This is a genomic window from Gardnerella sp. CCPDSM (assembly GCF_056754715.1).
Genome location: NZ_JBQEQO010000001.1, coordinates 286,894 through 304,413, shown reverse-complemented (window position 1 = coordinate 304,413; position 17,520 = coordinate 286,894). Strand labels below are relative to the sequence as shown.

Annotated in this window: 14 protein-coding genes; 3 read left to right on the top strand and 11 right to left on the bottom strand. The window is 44.9% G+C overall.

Features of this window, described 5'->3' with window-relative positions:
- Positions 1–221: 221 nt before the first annotated feature.
- Genes ACTJLE_RS01260 through ACTJLE_RS01250 form a run of 3 tightly spaced genes read right to left on the bottom strand, consistent with a single transcriptional unit; the run spans position 222 to position 4,088 of the window.
- Complete coding sequence (locus ACTJLE_RS01260; protein ID WP_481267079.1) at positions 222–2,111, bottom strand: ABC transporter ATP-binding protein; 1,890 nt, start codon at positions 2,109–2,111, stop codon at positions 222–224.
- 21 nt (positions 2,112–2,132) lie between these two features.
- On the bottom strand, positions 2,133–3,080 hold the full coding sequence (locus ACTJLE_RS01255; RefSeq protein WP_481267078.1) for an ABC transporter permease: 948 nt from the start codon (positions 3,078–3,080) through the stop codon (positions 2,133–2,135).
- 24 nt (positions 3,081–3,104) lie between these two features.
- Positions 3,105–4,088, bottom strand: coding sequence for an ABC transporter permease (locus ACTJLE_RS01250; protein ID WP_481267077.1), 984 nt, complete (start codon positions 4,086–4,088; stop codon positions 3,105–3,107).
- Positions 4,089–4,654: 566 nt separating this feature from the next.
- Here ACTJLE_RS01250 and ACTJLE_RS01245 point away from each other — a divergent pair.
- A complete protein-coding gene (locus ACTJLE_RS01245; RefSeq protein ID WP_481267076.1) occupies positions 4,655–6,133 on the top strand; it encodes a C1 family peptidase in 1,479 nt (492 codons plus the stop codon).
- Between the two features lie 718 nt (positions 6,134–6,851).
- Here the strand turns inward: ACTJLE_RS01245 and metG are convergent.
- Positions 6,852–8,723: a methionine--tRNA ligase gene (gene metG / locus ACTJLE_RS01240; RefSeq protein ID WP_481267075.1), complete on the bottom strand. Its 1,872-nt coding sequence runs from the start codon at positions 8,721–8,723 to the stop codon at positions 6,852–6,854.
- 288 nt (positions 8,724–9,011) lie between these two features.
- On the opposite strand from metG, the gene ACTJLE_RS01235 reads away from it, so the two are divergent.
- Together ACTJLE_RS01235 and ACTJLE_RS01230 are read left to right on the top strand one after the other, a co-directional pair.
- Positions 9,012–9,671 (top strand): hypothetical protein, encoded by a 660-nt coding sequence (locus ACTJLE_RS01235; RefSeq protein ID WP_481267074.1) that lies wholly within the window; start codon positions 9,012–9,014, stop codon positions 9,669–9,671.
- Complete coding sequence (locus ACTJLE_RS01230) at positions 9,662–9,955, top strand: variant leucine-rich repeat-containing protein (RefSeq protein WP_481267073.1); 294 nt, start codon at positions 9,662–9,664, stop codon at positions 9,953–9,955. The genes ACTJLE_RS01235 and ACTJLE_RS01230 overlap by 10 nt, the downstream gene beginning before the upstream one ends.
- A 58-nt stretch (positions 9,956–10,013) precedes the next feature.
- On the opposite strand, the gene rsmI is transcribed toward ACTJLE_RS01230, so the two are convergent.
- The 7 genes from rsmI to ACTJLE_RS01195 form a co-directional block, all read right to left on the bottom strand.
- On the bottom strand, positions 10,014–10,982 hold the full coding sequence (gene rsmI / locus ACTJLE_RS01225) for a 16S rRNA (cytidine(1402)-2'-O)-methyltransferase (RefSeq protein ID WP_481267072.1): 969 nt from the start codon (positions 10,980–10,982) through the stop codon (positions 10,014–10,016).
- Positions 10,983–10,999: 17 nt separating this feature from the next.
- A complete protein-coding gene (locus ACTJLE_RS01220; RefSeq protein ID WP_481267106.1) occupies positions 11,000–12,517 on the bottom strand; it encodes a formate--tetrahydrofolate ligase in 1,518 nt (505 codons plus the stop codon).
- 229 nt (positions 12,518–12,746) lie between these two features.
- Positions 12,747–14,354 (bottom strand): C69 family dipeptidase, encoded by a 1,608-nt coding sequence (locus tag ACTJLE_RS01215; RefSeq protein WP_481267071.1) that lies wholly within the window; start codon positions 14,352–14,354, stop codon positions 12,747–12,749.
- 75 nt (positions 14,355–14,429) lie between these two features.
- The gene (locus ACTJLE_RS01210; RefSeq protein ID WP_481267070.1) at positions 14,430–14,981 is read right to left on the bottom strand and encodes a YbhB/YbcL family Raf kinase inhibitor-like protein; all 552 of its coding nucleotides are present in this window, start codon (positions 14,979–14,981) and stop codon (positions 14,430–14,432) included.
- 129 nt (positions 14,982–15,110) lie between these two features.
- Complete coding sequence (locus ACTJLE_RS01205) at positions 15,111–16,652, bottom strand: PTS ascorbate transporter subunit IIC (RefSeq protein ID WP_481267069.1); 1,542 nt, start codon at positions 16,650–16,652, stop codon at positions 15,111–15,113.
- An 84-nt stretch (positions 16,653–16,736) separates the two neighbouring features.
- A complete protein-coding gene (locus tag ACTJLE_RS01200; RefSeq protein WP_119487489.1) occupies positions 16,737–17,006 on the bottom strand; it encodes a PTS sugar transporter subunit IIB in 270 nt (89 codons plus the stop codon).
- Positions 17,007–17,063: 57 nt separating this feature from the next.
- Positions 17,064–17,513: a PTS sugar transporter subunit IIA gene (locus ACTJLE_RS01195; protein WP_481267068.1), complete on the bottom strand. Its 450-nt coding sequence runs from the start codon at positions 17,511–17,513 to the stop codon at positions 17,064–17,066.
- Between the last annotated feature and the right edge of the window lie 7 nt (positions 17,514–17,520).

Below are 17,520 nucleotides of genomic sequence, written 5' to 3'. Positions count from 1 at the left end.
TTTTAAAAAACTGATTTTTTTCATCATATGTTTGATAAAATTCGATAAAAAAGAATAATTTATTCTCCATAAACAACAAAACAGAAAATTTTTTAGTTTATTTTAGATGAAAAACGAAATATCTTACGTTTTTTAATTTTATGTTACGTAATAAAAATCGCGCATGTTGTAATAAACATGCGCGATTGTGCAAACTTATGCAAAGTAGCAAGCAAGCTGCGTTACTTCACATCATCAAACGTATCTTCTTCATTAAGAATAATACGCTTACGATTCTTCTCAATTTTAGGATCTGGAATTGGCACAGCGCTAATCAAAGCCTGAGTGTAAGGGTGCTTTGGATTATCAAATACCTCATCCGTTTCGCCAGCTTCCACAATTCGGCCATGATACATAACAGCAATTCGGCTAGAAATATGACGAACCACAGCCATGTTATGTGCAACGAACAAGTAAGCAACGCCAAGCTTATCCTGCAAATCTTCAAGCAAGTTAATAATTCCAGCCTGAATAGAAACATCCAAAGCAGACACAGGCTCGTCAAGAAGCAAAAGCTTAGGATTCACAGCCAAAGCGCGAGCAATAGCAATACGCTGACGCTGGCCACCGGAGAACTGCGTTGGGAAGCGATCAACCTGATCAGGATTCAACTCAACCAATTGCATAAGCTCAGCAATACGCTGGCGAATTTCTTCCTTCGACTTCTTCTGCACAAGCAAAGGCTCAGCCAAAATATCGTAAACAAGCATACGAGGATCAAGCGAGCTCATTGGATCCTGGAACACGTACTGAATCTTAGAACGAAGCTCGCGACGCTTCTCACGAGTCAACTTATCGTTTAATTCAGTACCAAAAACGGTAATAGAACCGGACTCAGGCTTCTTCAAGCCCATAATCTCCATCAAAGTCGTGGACTTACCAGAACCGGACTCACCAACCAAAGCCACAGTTTCGCCTTCGCGAACCTCAATGCTCACACCATCAACCGCGCGAACTTCTCCAATCTTACGGCGCAAGAAGCCGCCGCTAGTAATTGGGAATGTTTTAACCAAGTTCTTAACATCCAAAACAACTTTTCGTTGCTCACGAGGAATGCCTTCAAACATTGGCTTAATTGACTTTTCGGTTTCCGCATGAAGCAGCGAGCGAACAGTTTCGCTTTCCGCTTCAATACCCATCATTGTGCTGTCGTCGCCGCTCTTTTCTTCAGCCATAAGCATATCCATAGTCGGCTTAGAAATTGGAGTCAAACGACGAGTGCGCTTTTGATCAACGCGAGGAACAGCGCCCAACAAACCAATAGTGTACGGCTGAGTTGGGTGAGCAAAAATCTCCTCAACGCTATTATGCTCAACCAAATGGCCCGCGTACATAACAATAACTTCGTCTGCAACGCCAGCAATAACGCCCAAATCGTGAGTAATGAAAATCATTGCAGCGCCGGTTTCGCGCTGAGCTTTCTTCAAAACTTCCAAAACCTGAGCCTGAATAGTAACATCCAAAGCGGTAGTAGGCTCGTCTGCAATAATAATATCCGGATCGTTAGCAATTGCCATAGCAATCATCACGCGCTGGCGCATACCACCAGAAAACTCGTGAGGGAAAGCCTTCAAACGCTCAGCCGGCTTAGTAATACCAACCAAATCAAGCAATTCAATAGAACGCTCGCGAATCTGCTCTTCGCTCATGCCCGGGTTATGAATAACCAAAGCTTCCTTAAGCTGATCGCCAATAGAGAAAACTGGAGTTAAAGCCGAAAGAGGATCCTGGAAAACCATGGCAATATTCTTGCCACGAATCTTACTCATCTCAAGATCAGTTTTAGTAAGAAGCTCCTCGCCTTTATACTTTACAGAGCCTTTAACGCTAGCGTTTTTATCCAGCAAGCCCATAACAGCCAAGGACGTAACCGACTTACCGGAACCAGATTCGCCAACGATACCAATAGTCTTTCCGCGGTACAAATCAAAATTCATTCCGCGCACAGCATGCACAGTACCAGCTTCAGAAGCGAAGCTAACTTGCAAGTCGCGTACTGAAAGCAACGGTTCGTTGTTTTGATCTTCCATCGTGGTTTCTTCCTTAATAGCGTTATTTGCAATATCAGTCATGTTTATCACTCCAAACGCTCGTTAGTCGGCCTTACCAACAGACCTAGAATATGGATCAATGGCATCACGCAAACCGTCACCAATAAGCTGCACGGAGAAGGTTAGCAAAACAAGCACTGCAGACGGCACCAAAAGCACCCACGGAGAAGTCTGCACAACGCTTTGTCCAGCATTAAGCAAAGTACCAAGAGAAGTATCCGGAGCCTTAATACCAAGACCCAAGAAGCTCAAAGCAGTTTCGCCGTTAATAGCACCAATAACACCAAGAACCGTGTTAATAATCAACACAGAACCCAAGTTTGGAACCAAGTGGCGCACAATAATGCGGAATGAAGAAACGCCCTCGAACTTAGCTGCACGAACATACTCGCGCTCACGCAAGCTCAAAGTCAAAGTACGAAGCGTACGAGCGTAACCAATCCAACCAAAAGCTGTTAAGCCAAATGCCAACCACAGCCAATCGCTGCCGCCGCTAGAAGCGCTAATAATCAAAGCAATAAGCAAGAAGGAAGGAACAATAAGAAGCATGTCCAAAAGCCACATACCAACCTGCTCGAACCATCCTTCGAAGTAAGAAATAGCAGTACCAACCAAAGCAGCAATAACTGTAATGGTAATAGAGCTAACAATACCAATGGAAAGTGAACGGCCAAGTCCGCGCACAACCATTGCGTACATGTCTGAACCGCCTGGCGTAGTGCCAAGCCAATGCTCTGCAGAAGGAGGAGTTGCAAGAGAAGCGAAGTCTGGTTCGTCGTAGCTCCACTTTGAAATCTTCGCACCAAACAATGCGAAAAGAATCAAAATTACGAGCATAACCAAGCCCACAACTGCAGACGGACGACGGAAGAATCGACGCGTATAAAGCGTCATCTTACCAGTGCGCTTAAAGTTGCCCCATGCACCAGCAGTAGCTTTTTTATCTGCAGCAGACTCAAGAGGCTCTGAAGATACATCTTTTTTATTCATATCAAATTCACCTACACTGTTCTGCTAGTTCAAACGAATACGTGGATCGAGCCAAGCAGAGAAGATATCTGCCAGCAAAGCGCCAACCAAAGTACACACAGCACCAAACGCTGCAATAGCAACAGAACCGTTAATATCGTTCTGCATAATGGTTTGAACAAAGTAGCTACCCAAGCCATTAATAGCAAAAACTGTTTCCGTAATAACTGCACCAGTGAAAACGCCTGCAATAGAGAACGCAACGTCAACAGCTGTTGGAATCAAAGAAGTGCGCAAAGCGTGGCGGCGAATAGCCAAATTCAAAGGCAAGCCCTTAGCGCGAGCTGTACGAACGTAATCAGCATTCATAGTATCGAGAAGGTACGTGCGCTGCGTCAAATGATACCCAACCATGCCAGGAATTGTCATAACAATCGTCGGCAAAATCAAATGCTGCAAGAAGTCAAGCACATACATAAACGGGTCGGAACCCTGGTACGAATGCAAACCGGTAACGTAGAAAAGTCGAACGCCAGCAGCGCGGTTGATGTTAATTGCGGCAAGAACAACCATCAAACCCAAAACAGCTGCAGGAACAACAAGCAGGAAGGTTGCAGTGGAATTAAGAACGCGATCTTGCCACTTGTACTGACGAATAGCGGTGTAAACACCAACGCTAACACCGAGAACAATGCCAAGAATTGTAGCGCCAGTAACCAACTGCACAGAAGCACCAATACGAGTTGTGATTGCAGGGCCAACTGGAGCCTGATCCGGGCTCAATCCCCAATTCCATTGAGTGAAAATGTTGTAAAGCCAACGGCAATAACGAGTGAAGACCGGAGTCTGATCGTTAACATTTGCCAAATCCAAGGAACGGTTGATTGATGCAATAGGTGGATGAGGATGTCGAGACATATAGTTCGAACGCGGATCCATAAATGCGCTAGCCAAAAAATATGTCATGGATACGGCGACAAACAACATCACCACATAATTAAGGCATCGTTTAACGATGTATCGTATCATTGTGACTCTTTTCTACGCCTAGCCATTGCTTACCTCCATTGGGCAGTCGTAAATCGTAAGATTTACAGCATCACCGGTTCATCCCAACGCACTTTAAAAAAGGCGCGTTTAAACTGACCCTTGTCAATTCGGGACACATAATTAGTATATTTTTAGCCAAGCTATGTACAAAGGCTTAAACAGAAAATATTTTTGTAACATAATTTTTAGAAAAATAAGCACTATATTGCATAATTAAATATGTAGCAATTACATTATATTCATATAATAAAAGCGCAGAATAGCAAGGATTTCGCGAAATTTCGCTTTTATAAAATTAAAATATTATTTAATAAAAAATTTATTTTTATAGCATAAAATACGCAAAATTATTAAATATAATAAATTCAAAATTTAGTTATAAAAACAAAATATTTAACGAAAAAAGTATAGTTTTATAAAAATATTTAATGTTATTCTTATAAATGCCGGAAATAGGCGCAAAATAAGAAACACTCATGAGACATTGAGCATACTACAATAACTGTTATTCGTATTTTCAACTCTAAAGGAGATTAAGGAAACTCATGGCCGAAAACGTAAAAGCCGTCACCCTTGAACACGTAAAAACATATTCCGAGCACTTCAACGCACAGCGCGCAAATCTCTTAGCTGCAAACGCAGCAGTGAACAACGGCGTGCTTAAAGCTGCCACAAGCTATCAAGGAAAGCGCGCACTTCCACGCGAATTCTCCGTAGAACTAAATCAAGGAAGCATTACTAACCAAAAGCGCTCCGGACGCTGCTGGATGTTCGCATCGCTTAACACTTTGCGCTACGAATTAATGCATAAGTGGAATTTAGACGACTTTGAGTTTTCCGAAAGCTACCTGTTCTTCTGGGACAAGATTGAAAAAGCAAACGCTTATTTGGAAAACGTGCTTTCAACTTTGGATGAGCCAGTTGATAGCCGAATTTTTGAGATTATTAACGACGGGCCGATTGACGACGGCGGTTGGTGGCAGATGTTCGTCAACTTGGTGAACAAGTACGGTCTTGTGCCAAAGAGCGCTTACCCAGATTCGCAAAACGCAGTCGATTCCGATTCCTTCGTGCAGTACATCAATACAAAGTTGCGCGAATTCGCGTGCGAGTTGCGCGAGGCTCATAAGAACGGTGCTTCTTTGGAAGAATTGCGCGAGATGAAAGTTCGCGATTTGGAAACCGTGTATCGAATGACGACTATTGCTTTGGGCGAGCCGCCAGCAAAGTTCGACTTCTTCGCGCGCACTAAAGATGATGACAACGATAAGAAGGACGAAAAGAAGGACGGCAGCAAGGACGGCGAAAAAGCCGAAGAAAAGAAGGACGATAGCGACGAAAAGAAGGAAGACAAGAAAGACGAAAAGCCAAAAACTGGCAAAGACGAACGTCCAATGATTCGCGAATACGGCATCACCCCACTCGAATTCGCCAAGAAATACGTGCCTGTTGACGTAAACGACTTCGTAACAATATGCAACTGCCCAATGGAACGAACTCCTTTCAACAAGCTCTACCAAATCAAGTACAGCACAAACGTGGCTGAAACGAAGGGAATGGAATTCGTAAACGTTCCTCTCGACGTATTCAAGAAGGCAGCCGTCGCACAGCTTAACGACGGTCACCCAATCTGGTTCGCATGCGATTGCACGCAATTCTCCTTGCGCGACAGCGGATTCTTCGATCCTGCAGTAGTGCGCGTGGATCAGCTCTTCGACGTTGAATTCACATTTGACAAGGCGAAGGGCTTGGAATACATGGATATTCCTGGAAATCACGCTATGACGTTTACGGGTGTGAACTTGGATAAAGACGGCAACCCGGATCGCTGGAAGATTGAGAACAGCTGGGGCAAAGACGCAGGCGAAGACGGCTATTACGTCGGTTCTGCAGAATGGTTCGACCGCTACGTTACGGAAATAATCATCAATAAGAAGTATCTTGACGAAGCAACTCTAGCCGTTGCAAGTCAAGAGCCAGTAATGCTTGAGCCGTGGGAGCCGCTTACTAAGCGCTGCCGCTAAACTTGAGTATTGCGTAATCGCTAAACTTGAGCGTTGCGTAAGTATGCAAGCGCAGATTGCTTTTTTGCAGTCTGCGCTTTTGTTTTAACGGTTTTATGGGACATTCGCGCAGATGGCTTACTGCGTTACGGTCTTTGGTTGGTGATTATCGGACATTCGTGCAGTTGGCTTACTGCGCGAGGGTCTCATGACTGTTATTTTCTCAGTTCTTTAACTGAGTTAGTAACGGTGTTTGGGTGATTACCGTTATTTTCTCAGTTCGTTGACTGAGTTAGTAACGGTGTTTGAGTGATTACCGTTACTTTCTCAGTTCTTTAACTGAGTTAGTAACGGTGTTTGAGTGATTACCGTTACTTTCTCAGATACGAGACTGAGTTAGTAACAGTGCTGAAGCTTTGCGAATACTTGCGAAGAATAAAAAGAAGAATAAAACGAAGGATAAAACAAAAAACGAAAGTAAAGCAAATGATAAAAAAGAAGCCCGGCGAGAAAAATCCCGCCGGGGCAGAGAGAAAGAGAGAAGAAGGTTTCAATTATGGGGTTCGCGAACGAACCTCGCTAATGGCGAACCATTAACATATGTTAGTATAACTAAACTTTCGTCCAAAGAAAAGTGTTTTTTAAAAAAATTCTTTAATTTTTTTTTAAATATTTTTCCTTATAGACAATTAATAGTTATTTTATGCTATTTTACGCTATTCTTCTTAAAAATTTCAAGCTAATTGCCGCTATTTTCCAGAGATTTTTTCGCGGCAGCAAGTCTTTCTGCTTCGGCACGCTGACGCTCAGCCAACGCAGAAGCAAAACGCTCAAGCTCTTCATCTACCGCTTCCTTCGGAATCTTAGCAAAAATAGGCGTTGGCTTCGGCACAGGCGTACCAGCAACCAATTCCTCGCTCTCCCAAGGATGCACGGTCTCACCCAAACGATAATCACCAGTAATAATCGGGTACTTAAAGTCTGGATTATCCAAATCCTCAACTTCCTCAATATGAGGCAGCGGCGAGAACACGCCAGTTCCGCCAAGAGCTTCCCAAACCTTTTGCGCAGAATGAGGCAAGAATGGCGCAAGCAGGTGGTTAGCATCCGAAACAGCTTGAGCTGCAACATGCAAAACCGTGCCAAGTCGAACCTCGTCATCCTTAATCTTCCACGGCTCAGTTGCAGAAATATATTTATTAATATCCGCCACAACGCGCATCGCTTCCGAAAGAGCATTCTTTTGGCGGTGACGCTCAATCATTCCTCCAACAATTTCAAAAGCGTTAGAAGTTTGATCAAGCAACGCGCGATCCATATCCGTCATAGAATCTTCATCAAGCGGAGGAATCACACCAAAGTTTTTATTAATAAGATTTGCCACGCGGTTTACAAGATTGCCCCAACTTGCGGCAAGCTCTTCGTTATTATGACGCGCAAACTCAGCCCAAGTAAAATCAGCATCGGAATTTTCTGGACCCGCAATAGAAATGTAGTAACGCACTGCATCCACTGGGTAACGAGCCAAAATATCCTTCACGTAAATCACAATTCCGCGAGAAGAACTAAACTTCTTGCCTTCCATAGTCATAAACTCGGAAGCTACAACCTGCTCAGGCATATTAAGCGGACCGTAAACGCCAGCCTCGCCGCCTTTAGAGCCAGCTCCGTTATAAGCAAGCATTTCCGAAGGCCAAATTTGAGAATGGAATGTGATGTTATCTTTGCCCATGAAGTAGTAGCCAGGAGCTTTAGGATCACACCACCAGTCGCGCCAAGCATCCGGCTTTCCTTGCCTGCGAGCCCACTCAATGGAGGCAGACAAGTAGCCAATTACGGCATCAAACCACACGTACAAACGCTTATTCGGATTGTCAATCCAACCTTCAACAGGAACAGGAATGCCCCAATCAATATCGCGCGTAATAGCACGAGGCTTTACTTCATTAAATAATCCAAGCGAGAAGTTAATAACATTCGTGCGCCAGCCGTCTCGAGAATGAAGCCAATTAACATTCGCTTCAGCTAAAGCTGGCAAATCGAGGAAATAATGCTCAGTTTCTTCAAAGCGCGGAGTTTCGCCATTAATCTTAGAAACTGGGTTAATAAGCTCATCCGGGTCAAGCTCATTACCGCAAGCATCGCACTGATCGCCGCGAGCGCCGTCCGCACCACACAATGGACACGTGCCTTCAATATAACGATCCGGCAAAGTGCGGCCGGTAGAAGGAGAAATAGCAACTTTTTGCGTGCCTTTGTAAATATAACCGTTCTTTAAGCACTGGCGGAACATTTCCTGCACAACGTGTTCGTGGTTTGCGGTAGTTGTGCGCGTGAACAAATCGTAGCTTAAACCTAAATCGCACAAATCCTTGGTAATAACGCGATTGTAGCGGTTCGCAAGCTCCTGCGCAGAAACGCCTTCTTTATCTGCTTCTACCAAAATCGGCGTGCCGTGCTCGTCCGTGCCCGACACCATTAAAACTTCATTTCCTTTCATGCGCTCGTAACGCGCATACACGTCGGAAGGCACCCCGAAGCCTGCAACGTGACCAATATGACGAGGGCCGTTAGCATACGGCCAAGCAACATTCACCAAAATATGACTCATAGCCCAATATTATCTTGTTCAGCGCGGACAGTGCTGGTAAATTGCGGATAAATTTCGAATAAATTTCGAATAAATTGCTAGTAAATCTCTAATAAATTGCTAATAAATTGCGGAACGCTAGTAACTTACGAAATAAAGTAACTTGCGGAACGCTAGTAACTTGCGAAATAAAGTAACTTGCGAAAATAATGCACATATCCACAATTTTTTAAGCTCGGCTGGAATATTATTTGCGCTCCGCATAATCTCAACTATACGAAATAAAAACGCTATAGATTGGGGGAAGAAATGGAAAACACAAATAAAAACACAAATAAAAATATAAATAAAAACACAAATAAAAACTACGATTCCTGCGAAGCTTTCGAAGAAAATGACGACTTCCCAGCACTTTTAAACATAGATTATTTGCCTGGCCCAATGTGCATGAACAGACTTTCGCAATCTGGAATATTTAATCACCTTTCACCTCAAGCCGGATACTCGCAAAAAACAAGCACTTCCGCAAAAGGTAGAAGCGATATTGTAAGCGATTTAATACCAAAAGAAAGCACCGCCTGCTTATTTACTGCAGCTTGGGTGTGGCTTGGTGGAAAGTTTCCGGAAAATATTGACATTATTAATTACGGGCATTGCCGCAAAAAACCTCACGGGCATTCGATTAGATCCTTCCGCAGGCAATTAAGCGATGAAGACTACGTGATTTTGGGAAAGACGCGCGTAACAACTCCCGAGCGCACAATATGCGATTTGGCATATACGCCAAGCGATAACAAAAATTATGAGCCGTACAGAAAAGAAATTGCAATATTGCTTATATGCAATTATTGCGTTGACTTGCGTAAGTGCAAAAGCATTATTGACAGGAATCCTTATTTTCCGGGATCCGTTCACGCGCGAAAATGGCTTGAGGATATTACCAAGGAAACGAGCAATTTATGGGAATAAAATATTCAAATAATGCGTATTCGAATAATGCGTATTCGAATAATGAGCAACTCAACGCTCCCCCTAAGCCGCCAATAATAATAACGCCACTTGTGGCAAGCGACGCTTCAACAAGTAACGAAATATTGTGGTATATTGCGCGAAATATACCGGAATTTCGCAAATGGGTTATTGCGAATCCGGCTGCCGACGCTAGGCTTTTAGAATATATTTCGCAACAAGGCGGGCCAGATGTTCGGCACAGTTTTGAAGTGCTTTTTGACGGGTATGACAGCGTAAGCTAGTCGAGTTTTAGTCACGATTTAGTCACGATTTAGTCACGATTTAGTCGCGATTTCTTCTCTACTCAAGCTCGCTTTTTTGCTCAAGACAGGCCGCGTAAACTTGCTTACGATTTGCAAACGAGCCGTCCAAAAAAGGATGCTCTTTTACGATTTTCGTAATTGCTTCTTTAATACGCAAGCCTTCATTTTGTGCGCAATCAAGCGATAGTTTTGCGAGCGCTTCTACACTTAAATCTGTGCTTTCTGCTTTTATTTCGTCATCACTTGCGCCGCCAATAACCAACACTATTTCGCCGCGAGGAGGATCTTCCAGCACACTATCGCGAATACTTTGCACAGTTCCGCGACGAATTTCCTCAAAATCTTTAGTAAGCTCTCTGCATAATGCCATTGGTCGGCTAGGGCCTAGCACAGCTAGCACGTCTTCCATAGCTTCTGCAATTCGATGCGGAGCTTCGTAGAATACAATAGTTCTGCGCTCTGCTTTAAGAGAGCGTAAATGCTGCTGACGCTCGCCAGATTTTCGCGGCAAAAAGCCTTCGTAGCAGAAGCGGTCAGTTGGAAGGCCGGAAAGTGCGAGCGCGTCCAGAACAGCGCTAGGGCCTGGAGCGCAAGTAACAGGAAGCTCACGCTCAATAGCCCTTCTAACAATTGCCAAACCCGGATCGTTAATAGTTGGCATGCCAGCGTCAGAAACTACAAGAACTTTCGCGCCTTGCTCTACTTCGTCGAGCAAACCGTCGGCTTTATTGCGCTCATTGTGGTCGTGATAAGCAATCACTCGCCCAGAAACATGCACGCCTAATCGATTCGCTAAATCGTAAAGCCTGCGCGTATCTTCAGCTGCCACAATATCCGCAGTTTCGAGGAGATTTATTAGTCTCGCGGAAGCGTCTCCCATATTGCCAATTGGAGTTGCGGCAAGAAAGACTTTTCCGCGCGACTTGCTGCTTTCTGAAGTATTTTTTGCGATTTCTTCAGATTCAATCTCGCTAGATCCAATCTTGCTAGATTCAATCTCGCTCATTTTTGCTCCTAGCCAATTCACACGATTTTTGGCATTGGAGTTGTGAGCGAAGAAGTCAAGTTGACTTGCACAACGCCAGCACCAGCGTGAACTTCCACTTTCTTTAAGGTCACAGTGCGCTCTTCAGCAGGCTTATGATCGTCGTCAGTCATAGTTGCAGGAGACTTAACCGCAACTAGCGCAAGGCTGTTAAAATCAACGCCAGCATTCGCGCACAAATCCTCAGCCGCGGATAACGAATCCTCAAAACCATCTTTTTCAATCACACGCTCAGCTGGAACAGCGTAAGCTTCTTCACAAAGCAACTTAACGCGGTCCAAAAGCGCTTTACCTCTGCGACTTTCTGGCACTTGCGTTTCAGCATCAGCACTAATTACCGACACAAAATCGTCAAGCTGATCTGCCAAACCGTCGCCGCCATCGCGGAAAAGATTGCCAACAATCGGCTTTCTAAATCCTAAAGTCTTAGCTTGCGCCAACAATTCAGGTACTTGATCATCCTCACCTTCCCACAAATTAATAAGCGGGAAAGTAGGAATATTAAGCGATTCCAGTCGCGCAACATGGAACGGGTAACGCCAAGCCAAAGTTTCGTCATCGCGCCAAGTTGTAGCGCGAGTAACCACAACTGCAGCCGCAGGCCAAGCCGCGCCAAATTCACGAGAAGCAATATCCAGCCACTTTTGAGCGCCAGCATCCGTGCCGTATCCTGCTTCAACAACCACAACATCATGCTCAGCGCAAGCCATTTCAACGCTTACCAAACTTGGAATACCAAGCGAAACGTTTGCAAACGGGCCGCAATGCACATAAATCGGAGAGCCGTTAATAGTTTCCGTTTTAGCAGGCTTTACAGCATCGGCAAGAATATTAGTAATTCGCCACAAGTCAACAAAATCGCCGAATTTACGAGGAACTCCATCCTTCGTGCCAGCAATCATTGCGGCAACGCGCTCCGAAATCTCATCCATGCTGCGAGAAAGAACCACAATTTGCATAAGCTCGCAAGTAGGCGTTAGCACAACGCGCTCAGGAACAGTTCCTTTACCAAAATCAACCGCAATACTGCGCAACGAGCGAGAAGGAACCTCACTTACTCGAGGAACCAAAATAGTATCAAGCACACCTTCATCAACTGCTTTTTCTGCAAACGACACAAGCAAATTCTGCGCGCAAGCAATAGCAGCCATTTCACCACACAAGCCCCAGTCAATCAGCTCAGGATGAGAAAGCGAAGACTTACCGCCGCCGCTTGCGCCACCTTTAGAACCAGCTGCTGTAATGCCCATGCTCGGCTGGCGAAGAACCGCAGCCGCATCCACACCGCGCTCACGCAAAGCGTCAACCAGCGCAATAGTTGTGGTCGTTTTACCTTCACCGCGAGAAGCTTTAAGCGGAGTATCCGCAGTAACCAAAAGCACTTTTCCGTGCTTTCGAGGCTCGTTAGGATGCTGCTTCAAATAATCTAAATACCCAAAGGCATCAATTTTTTTAACCAAACCGAATGTTGTAGTGTATGAATCAAGAATGCTCATGTACCCCTCTTTCATAGGCATAGTCTCACAACAATGCACACGGATATTGTTAGTTACATGATTCATACTATACGATTGATTGCTTGCAGCATAGCCACTACGCACAATATCTATGCGCGCTATTACTAACATCTATAGCAAAATAACAAAAGGTAACAAAAATGCCTCCCTTATGAAATAAAAAGTTCATTTCGCAAGGAAGGCACTTATTTTTTAATAAAATTTAAATTTAGTGATCAGAACGATTAAAACCATTCTTCATACGCATGCTGGTAATGTACAGCACAGTGTCAAGCAAAGAATCCGTTTCTTTCTTCAACTTTGCTGCCATATCGTCATTCGCTTCAGCCAAAGCCTCACGCACTTTTGCGTTACGAAGAGCAGAAATAATTTCTTCCGGATCGCGCACTACGTCACCCAAATAACCATCTTCGTCACATTCGCGCGCAGGCTCGTATTCGCTCAAAGCAACGCCAAGAAGATCTGCCACTGTAGCATCCGTAGCCTTTACCATTGCGTGTCCAAGAGATCCAACAGTTTCCTGGTAGCGTTCGATTGCGTTTGCAGTGTCATTAAACGCAGCATCTGCAAGAGCTGCAATAATGCGATTTGCCCAGTAGAAGTTTTCGCTTGTGACGCGAGTAGTAGTATCTTCCAAATATTTTGGAGTGCGATTTACGTTTGGATAGAACGGCACCAAAGAATTGAAAGGATTAGAGCCGTAAGTGATCCACTGAATTGTACGCATTTCTTCCGGCATATAAGGGCGGATTTGCATTACTGCAAGCTCGCTTTGACGATTAATGCCGATTGGGCGCAACATATGGCGAGTATGCTCGTCGCCAAGCTTGCCGTAAGGATCATATTCAGTACCCTGATAATGCGAGCTTAAAACGTACTTAACATCCTCAATCGTAACCTTGCGTTCTGGCTGACGAGCCCACGGAATGTCGTTGCTATCCGGACGGTGATCCGCATCTTTACCATCCCACACTTCGTCGTATGGGTTCAAGAAGCGCTCCATGAACCATGCGCGCGGAGTGTTGTAAACGTGGTCAGCGTCCGAATGGGAGCCGAAAGCGTCGCGAGGATTGAACGGGGAAGCGTTTTCTACCGACAAATCCAAGTGATTTTCTTTAATAAACTCAATCAAATCAGCAGAGCACATATGCTCTTCTTGATCGCCAAAAGCGTCGTCTAAATCAAACTCGTCAATTCCAAGCTGATTTGGCATAACAACATAAGCTTCATCCGGCACACGCTTAGCAATCCAATGATGGCCGCCGACGGTTTCAAGCCACCAAATCTCGTTCACATCCGAAAAAGCGACGCCATTCATCTCGTAAGTGCCGTACTTTTCAAGCAACGCACCCAAACGCTCAACGCCTTCGCGAGCGCTACGAATATAAGGCAAAACGATTGTCAAAAAGTCTTCTTCGCCAATTCCACCTGGAACTTCCGGCTTGTAATCAGCGTCGCCTTCCTTACCGTGCGCTTTTTGGAGTTCTACCATTGGGTCTGCGCCAAGAACGCGCTCGTTGGAAGTAAGAGTTTCGGTTGCGCTCATTGCAACGTTTGCTTCGTTTACGCCAGCTTCTCCCCAGATTCCTTCGCGCAAATCCGCATTCGGCACGCTTGTGTATTGCATTGGGTTGTCTGGCAACTCAACTGTTACGTGGCTAAGAACGGACTTATAAACGCGAGGCTGTTCTTCTGGCTTTACTACCACCAAACGCTTTGGATTAAATTCGCCATTCGCAGAGTCTTCGTTACGCGCAATAAGAGTTGATCCGTCGTAACTTGCGCCGCGGCCGACGAGAATTGTTGTGCATGCCATAAGCATCCCCCATTTGTGAGTTTTAATATTTTACTAATTTTTATTCCTGATTGATTCTATCGCTAGTTACTTAAATTAGGCGCGACCGGTTAAGAATATTCCGCCTGCATCTACGCCGGAAGTGCATTTGCGCACTTCGCGCAATAATTCGTTCATATAGAATCCTTGCTGAAGATTTGGAAGTGGATCTTTAGTTCCAAAAACTTCAAACATGTATTCGTGATCTTTATCCGGAGGCTGCGGCCCGTTATAGCGCATAGTAACTGCCGGATCTTCGCAACCAACAAATCTGCTTGCTTGCGAATTGCGTCCTTGAACTGCTTCTGGAATCATCGAAGGCATTTGTCGCGAAAAATCTGCCGGAATTTGCAAAGCGTGAGAATCGTTAAAATCAAACATTAACGCTTCTACTGGAACGTTCGCAACCGTCCAATGAATCCACTCAAAACCACATACCGGTATTGCGTCATCGTCAACAAGTCGCCAATGCAAGTAGTGCACAAAAGATGGCATATTATCAATGTAAAAAGGGAACGAAACTACTGGAACTCCGCTAATTTTATTCTGCGACGGTGCAGCTTTAGAATAATCGTCCGGAATAATTGTGAAATCTGTTGAAATATTCATAATTTAAGTATCTACCATTACACAGCACTAATCAACTGTGCTAATAAAACGAGATTAATAAAAACGTGCGCCCAGCCGTAAAAGAACCGGGCGCACTGATTTAGAAAATGAAGATTTTATACTAGATTTTTACTTTTTGGCAGCCTCCTCGTGAGCTTCAGCAGCCTTAGCTGCCTTAGCTGCCATAGCTGCTTTCTTAGCAGCGCGCTCTTGTTCCTTAATGCCTTCAATGAACTCAGCATGCTTTACTGCAGGAAGCCAGCCGGTGTTAACAACCTTAACCTGCCATACCCAAGCCAAGCCGAAGAGAATAACAGCAAAAACAATCAAGCTCACAGCACCAACGCCTGCACCAAGGTGAGCGAAGTTACCAACAACAGTACCAACCCAACCGAAGTCAGCATCGCCGAAGGTGGAGTTTGCCAAACCGAAGGAGCCCATAACAGTAAGCAATACTGCTGGGAGGAATGTAATAATCAAGCCGTTGATAAAGCCGCCAAGAATAGCGCCACGACGACCGCCGGTTGCGTTACCAAACACGCCAGCACCGCCGCCATCGAAGAAGTGAGGCACCATGCCAGGAAGAATCAAAGCCAAGCCCCAAGCAGGTCCCATCCATACTGCAATAAGACCGAGAGCTACAAGACCGCCAACGAAGGAAGCCAAGAAGCCGATGAGGGAAGCATTAGCACCGTATGGGAACACGATTGGAATATCCAATGCTGGGCGTGCGCCTGGCACAACCTTGTTAGCAATGCCCTGGAATGCAGGAACCAATTCGCCCAAGATAATACGAACGCCGTAAAGAATCACGCTAACGCCAATGCCAAACTGCAAAGCCTGAGCAAAAGCAGCCATGTAGAATGCGCTGTAATCAGTAGGGTTAGATGCGAAAATCTTGAAGAGTTCCTTTGCTGGCAACACAATAGAAGCCCACACTGCGAACACAAGATAAAGCACAACCATCAACAAAGTGGTGGAAACCATGGAATCACGCAAGAAGCTCAAGCCCTTAGGGAAGTTGATATCTTCAGTGGACTTCGACTTCTTACCAACGGCTGCACCAACAGCGCCAGAAACAATGTAGCTCAAAGAGTTAAAGTGGCCAATCGAAAGCTTATCGCTTCCGGTAATGCGGTTCATGAATGGCTGAGCAAAAGCTGGCAAAACAACCATAACCGTAGCCATAATAATGGAGCCAACAATAACAATAAGAAGCTGGTTACCTGCGCCGAAGCCAACAGAAAGCACCAAAGCAAGCAACATAGACATGAACACCATGTGGTGGCCAGTCAAGAAGATGTACTTCAGCGGAGTAAAGCGTGCAGCAAGAAGCATAAGCACGAAGCTAAGCACAATAATATATGCAGAAGTAGCACCGTACTGGCCTGCTGCCTGAGCTGTAATAACCTCATTTGTAGGCACAACGCCGTGAGCGCCAGTCGACTTCAAAACCAAGTCACCAAACGGAGCAAGAGCGCCGACCACAACGCCAGCACCAGCACCCAAAATAAGGTAACCCATAGCAGCCTTCAAGCCGCCAGCAATAACCTGTCCTGCACTACGCTTGAGCGCAATAAGGCCAATTGCCGCAATAATACCAATCAAATAAGCCGGCACATTTAAAATCTGCTGACTTATGAAATTTAAAACCTGAACTACGATGTTCATTTTTATTCCTTCTTTTTATTTCCCGGAGAAAAGCAAATGCGATGAGTAGTCACTATTCGTAGTAATCACTATGCGTAGTAATCACTATGCGTAACGCTCAAGTACGCTCTTCACCTCTTCAACATCCATGAAATTTTCGATTGTTTCTACAGGAGTGGTAGTTCCCTCAAGCTCAGGAGCAAGCTGAGGAGATGTGAGCACAAGGTCGTTCATATTAGCGGTACCTTTTGCACTTCCAGCATCGGAAGTAGTAACCGTAACATCAAGACCAAGGTCTGCTGCTGCAGCCTCAACATTGATTTTGAGCAGTACAGACGTGCCAATGCCGTTTCCGCAAACGCACAGAATATTCATAATAGCCTCTTTCGTTGAGTTATCATTTTTAATTTTACAAATTTTGCTGTTTTGTGTCTAACTTTTAAGAATTGCGCGAATTTCTTCCGCAGTCTTTGCTTGCGCAAGTTCTTTAGTTTTTACAGAGTTAGACAAAGCTGAAGCAACTGCGGCCATAACCCCAATATGCTCGCTTTCATCATGACCTGCAAGACCAATGACTAAAGAAACTGGATCGTTTGCTGCATTTCCGAATTCAACAGGCGTGCTTAAACGAACCCAGCTTAAACCGCTTTTAAGAACTGCTGCAGACGGCCTTGAGTGAGCCAAAGCCAAGCCTGGAGCAATAACAATATACGGACCCATTTTTTCGACGGTTTCAATCATTTGATCCGTGTATTCGTCCGTAGTAAAGCCAGCTTCTCGCAAAGCATCGCCCGCAAGACGAATCGCATCGCGCCAATCCTTAGCCGCAACGTCAAGATTAACTGCAGCATCCGGAAGAAGCTCGTCAATATCAGCGCTCATATTTTCT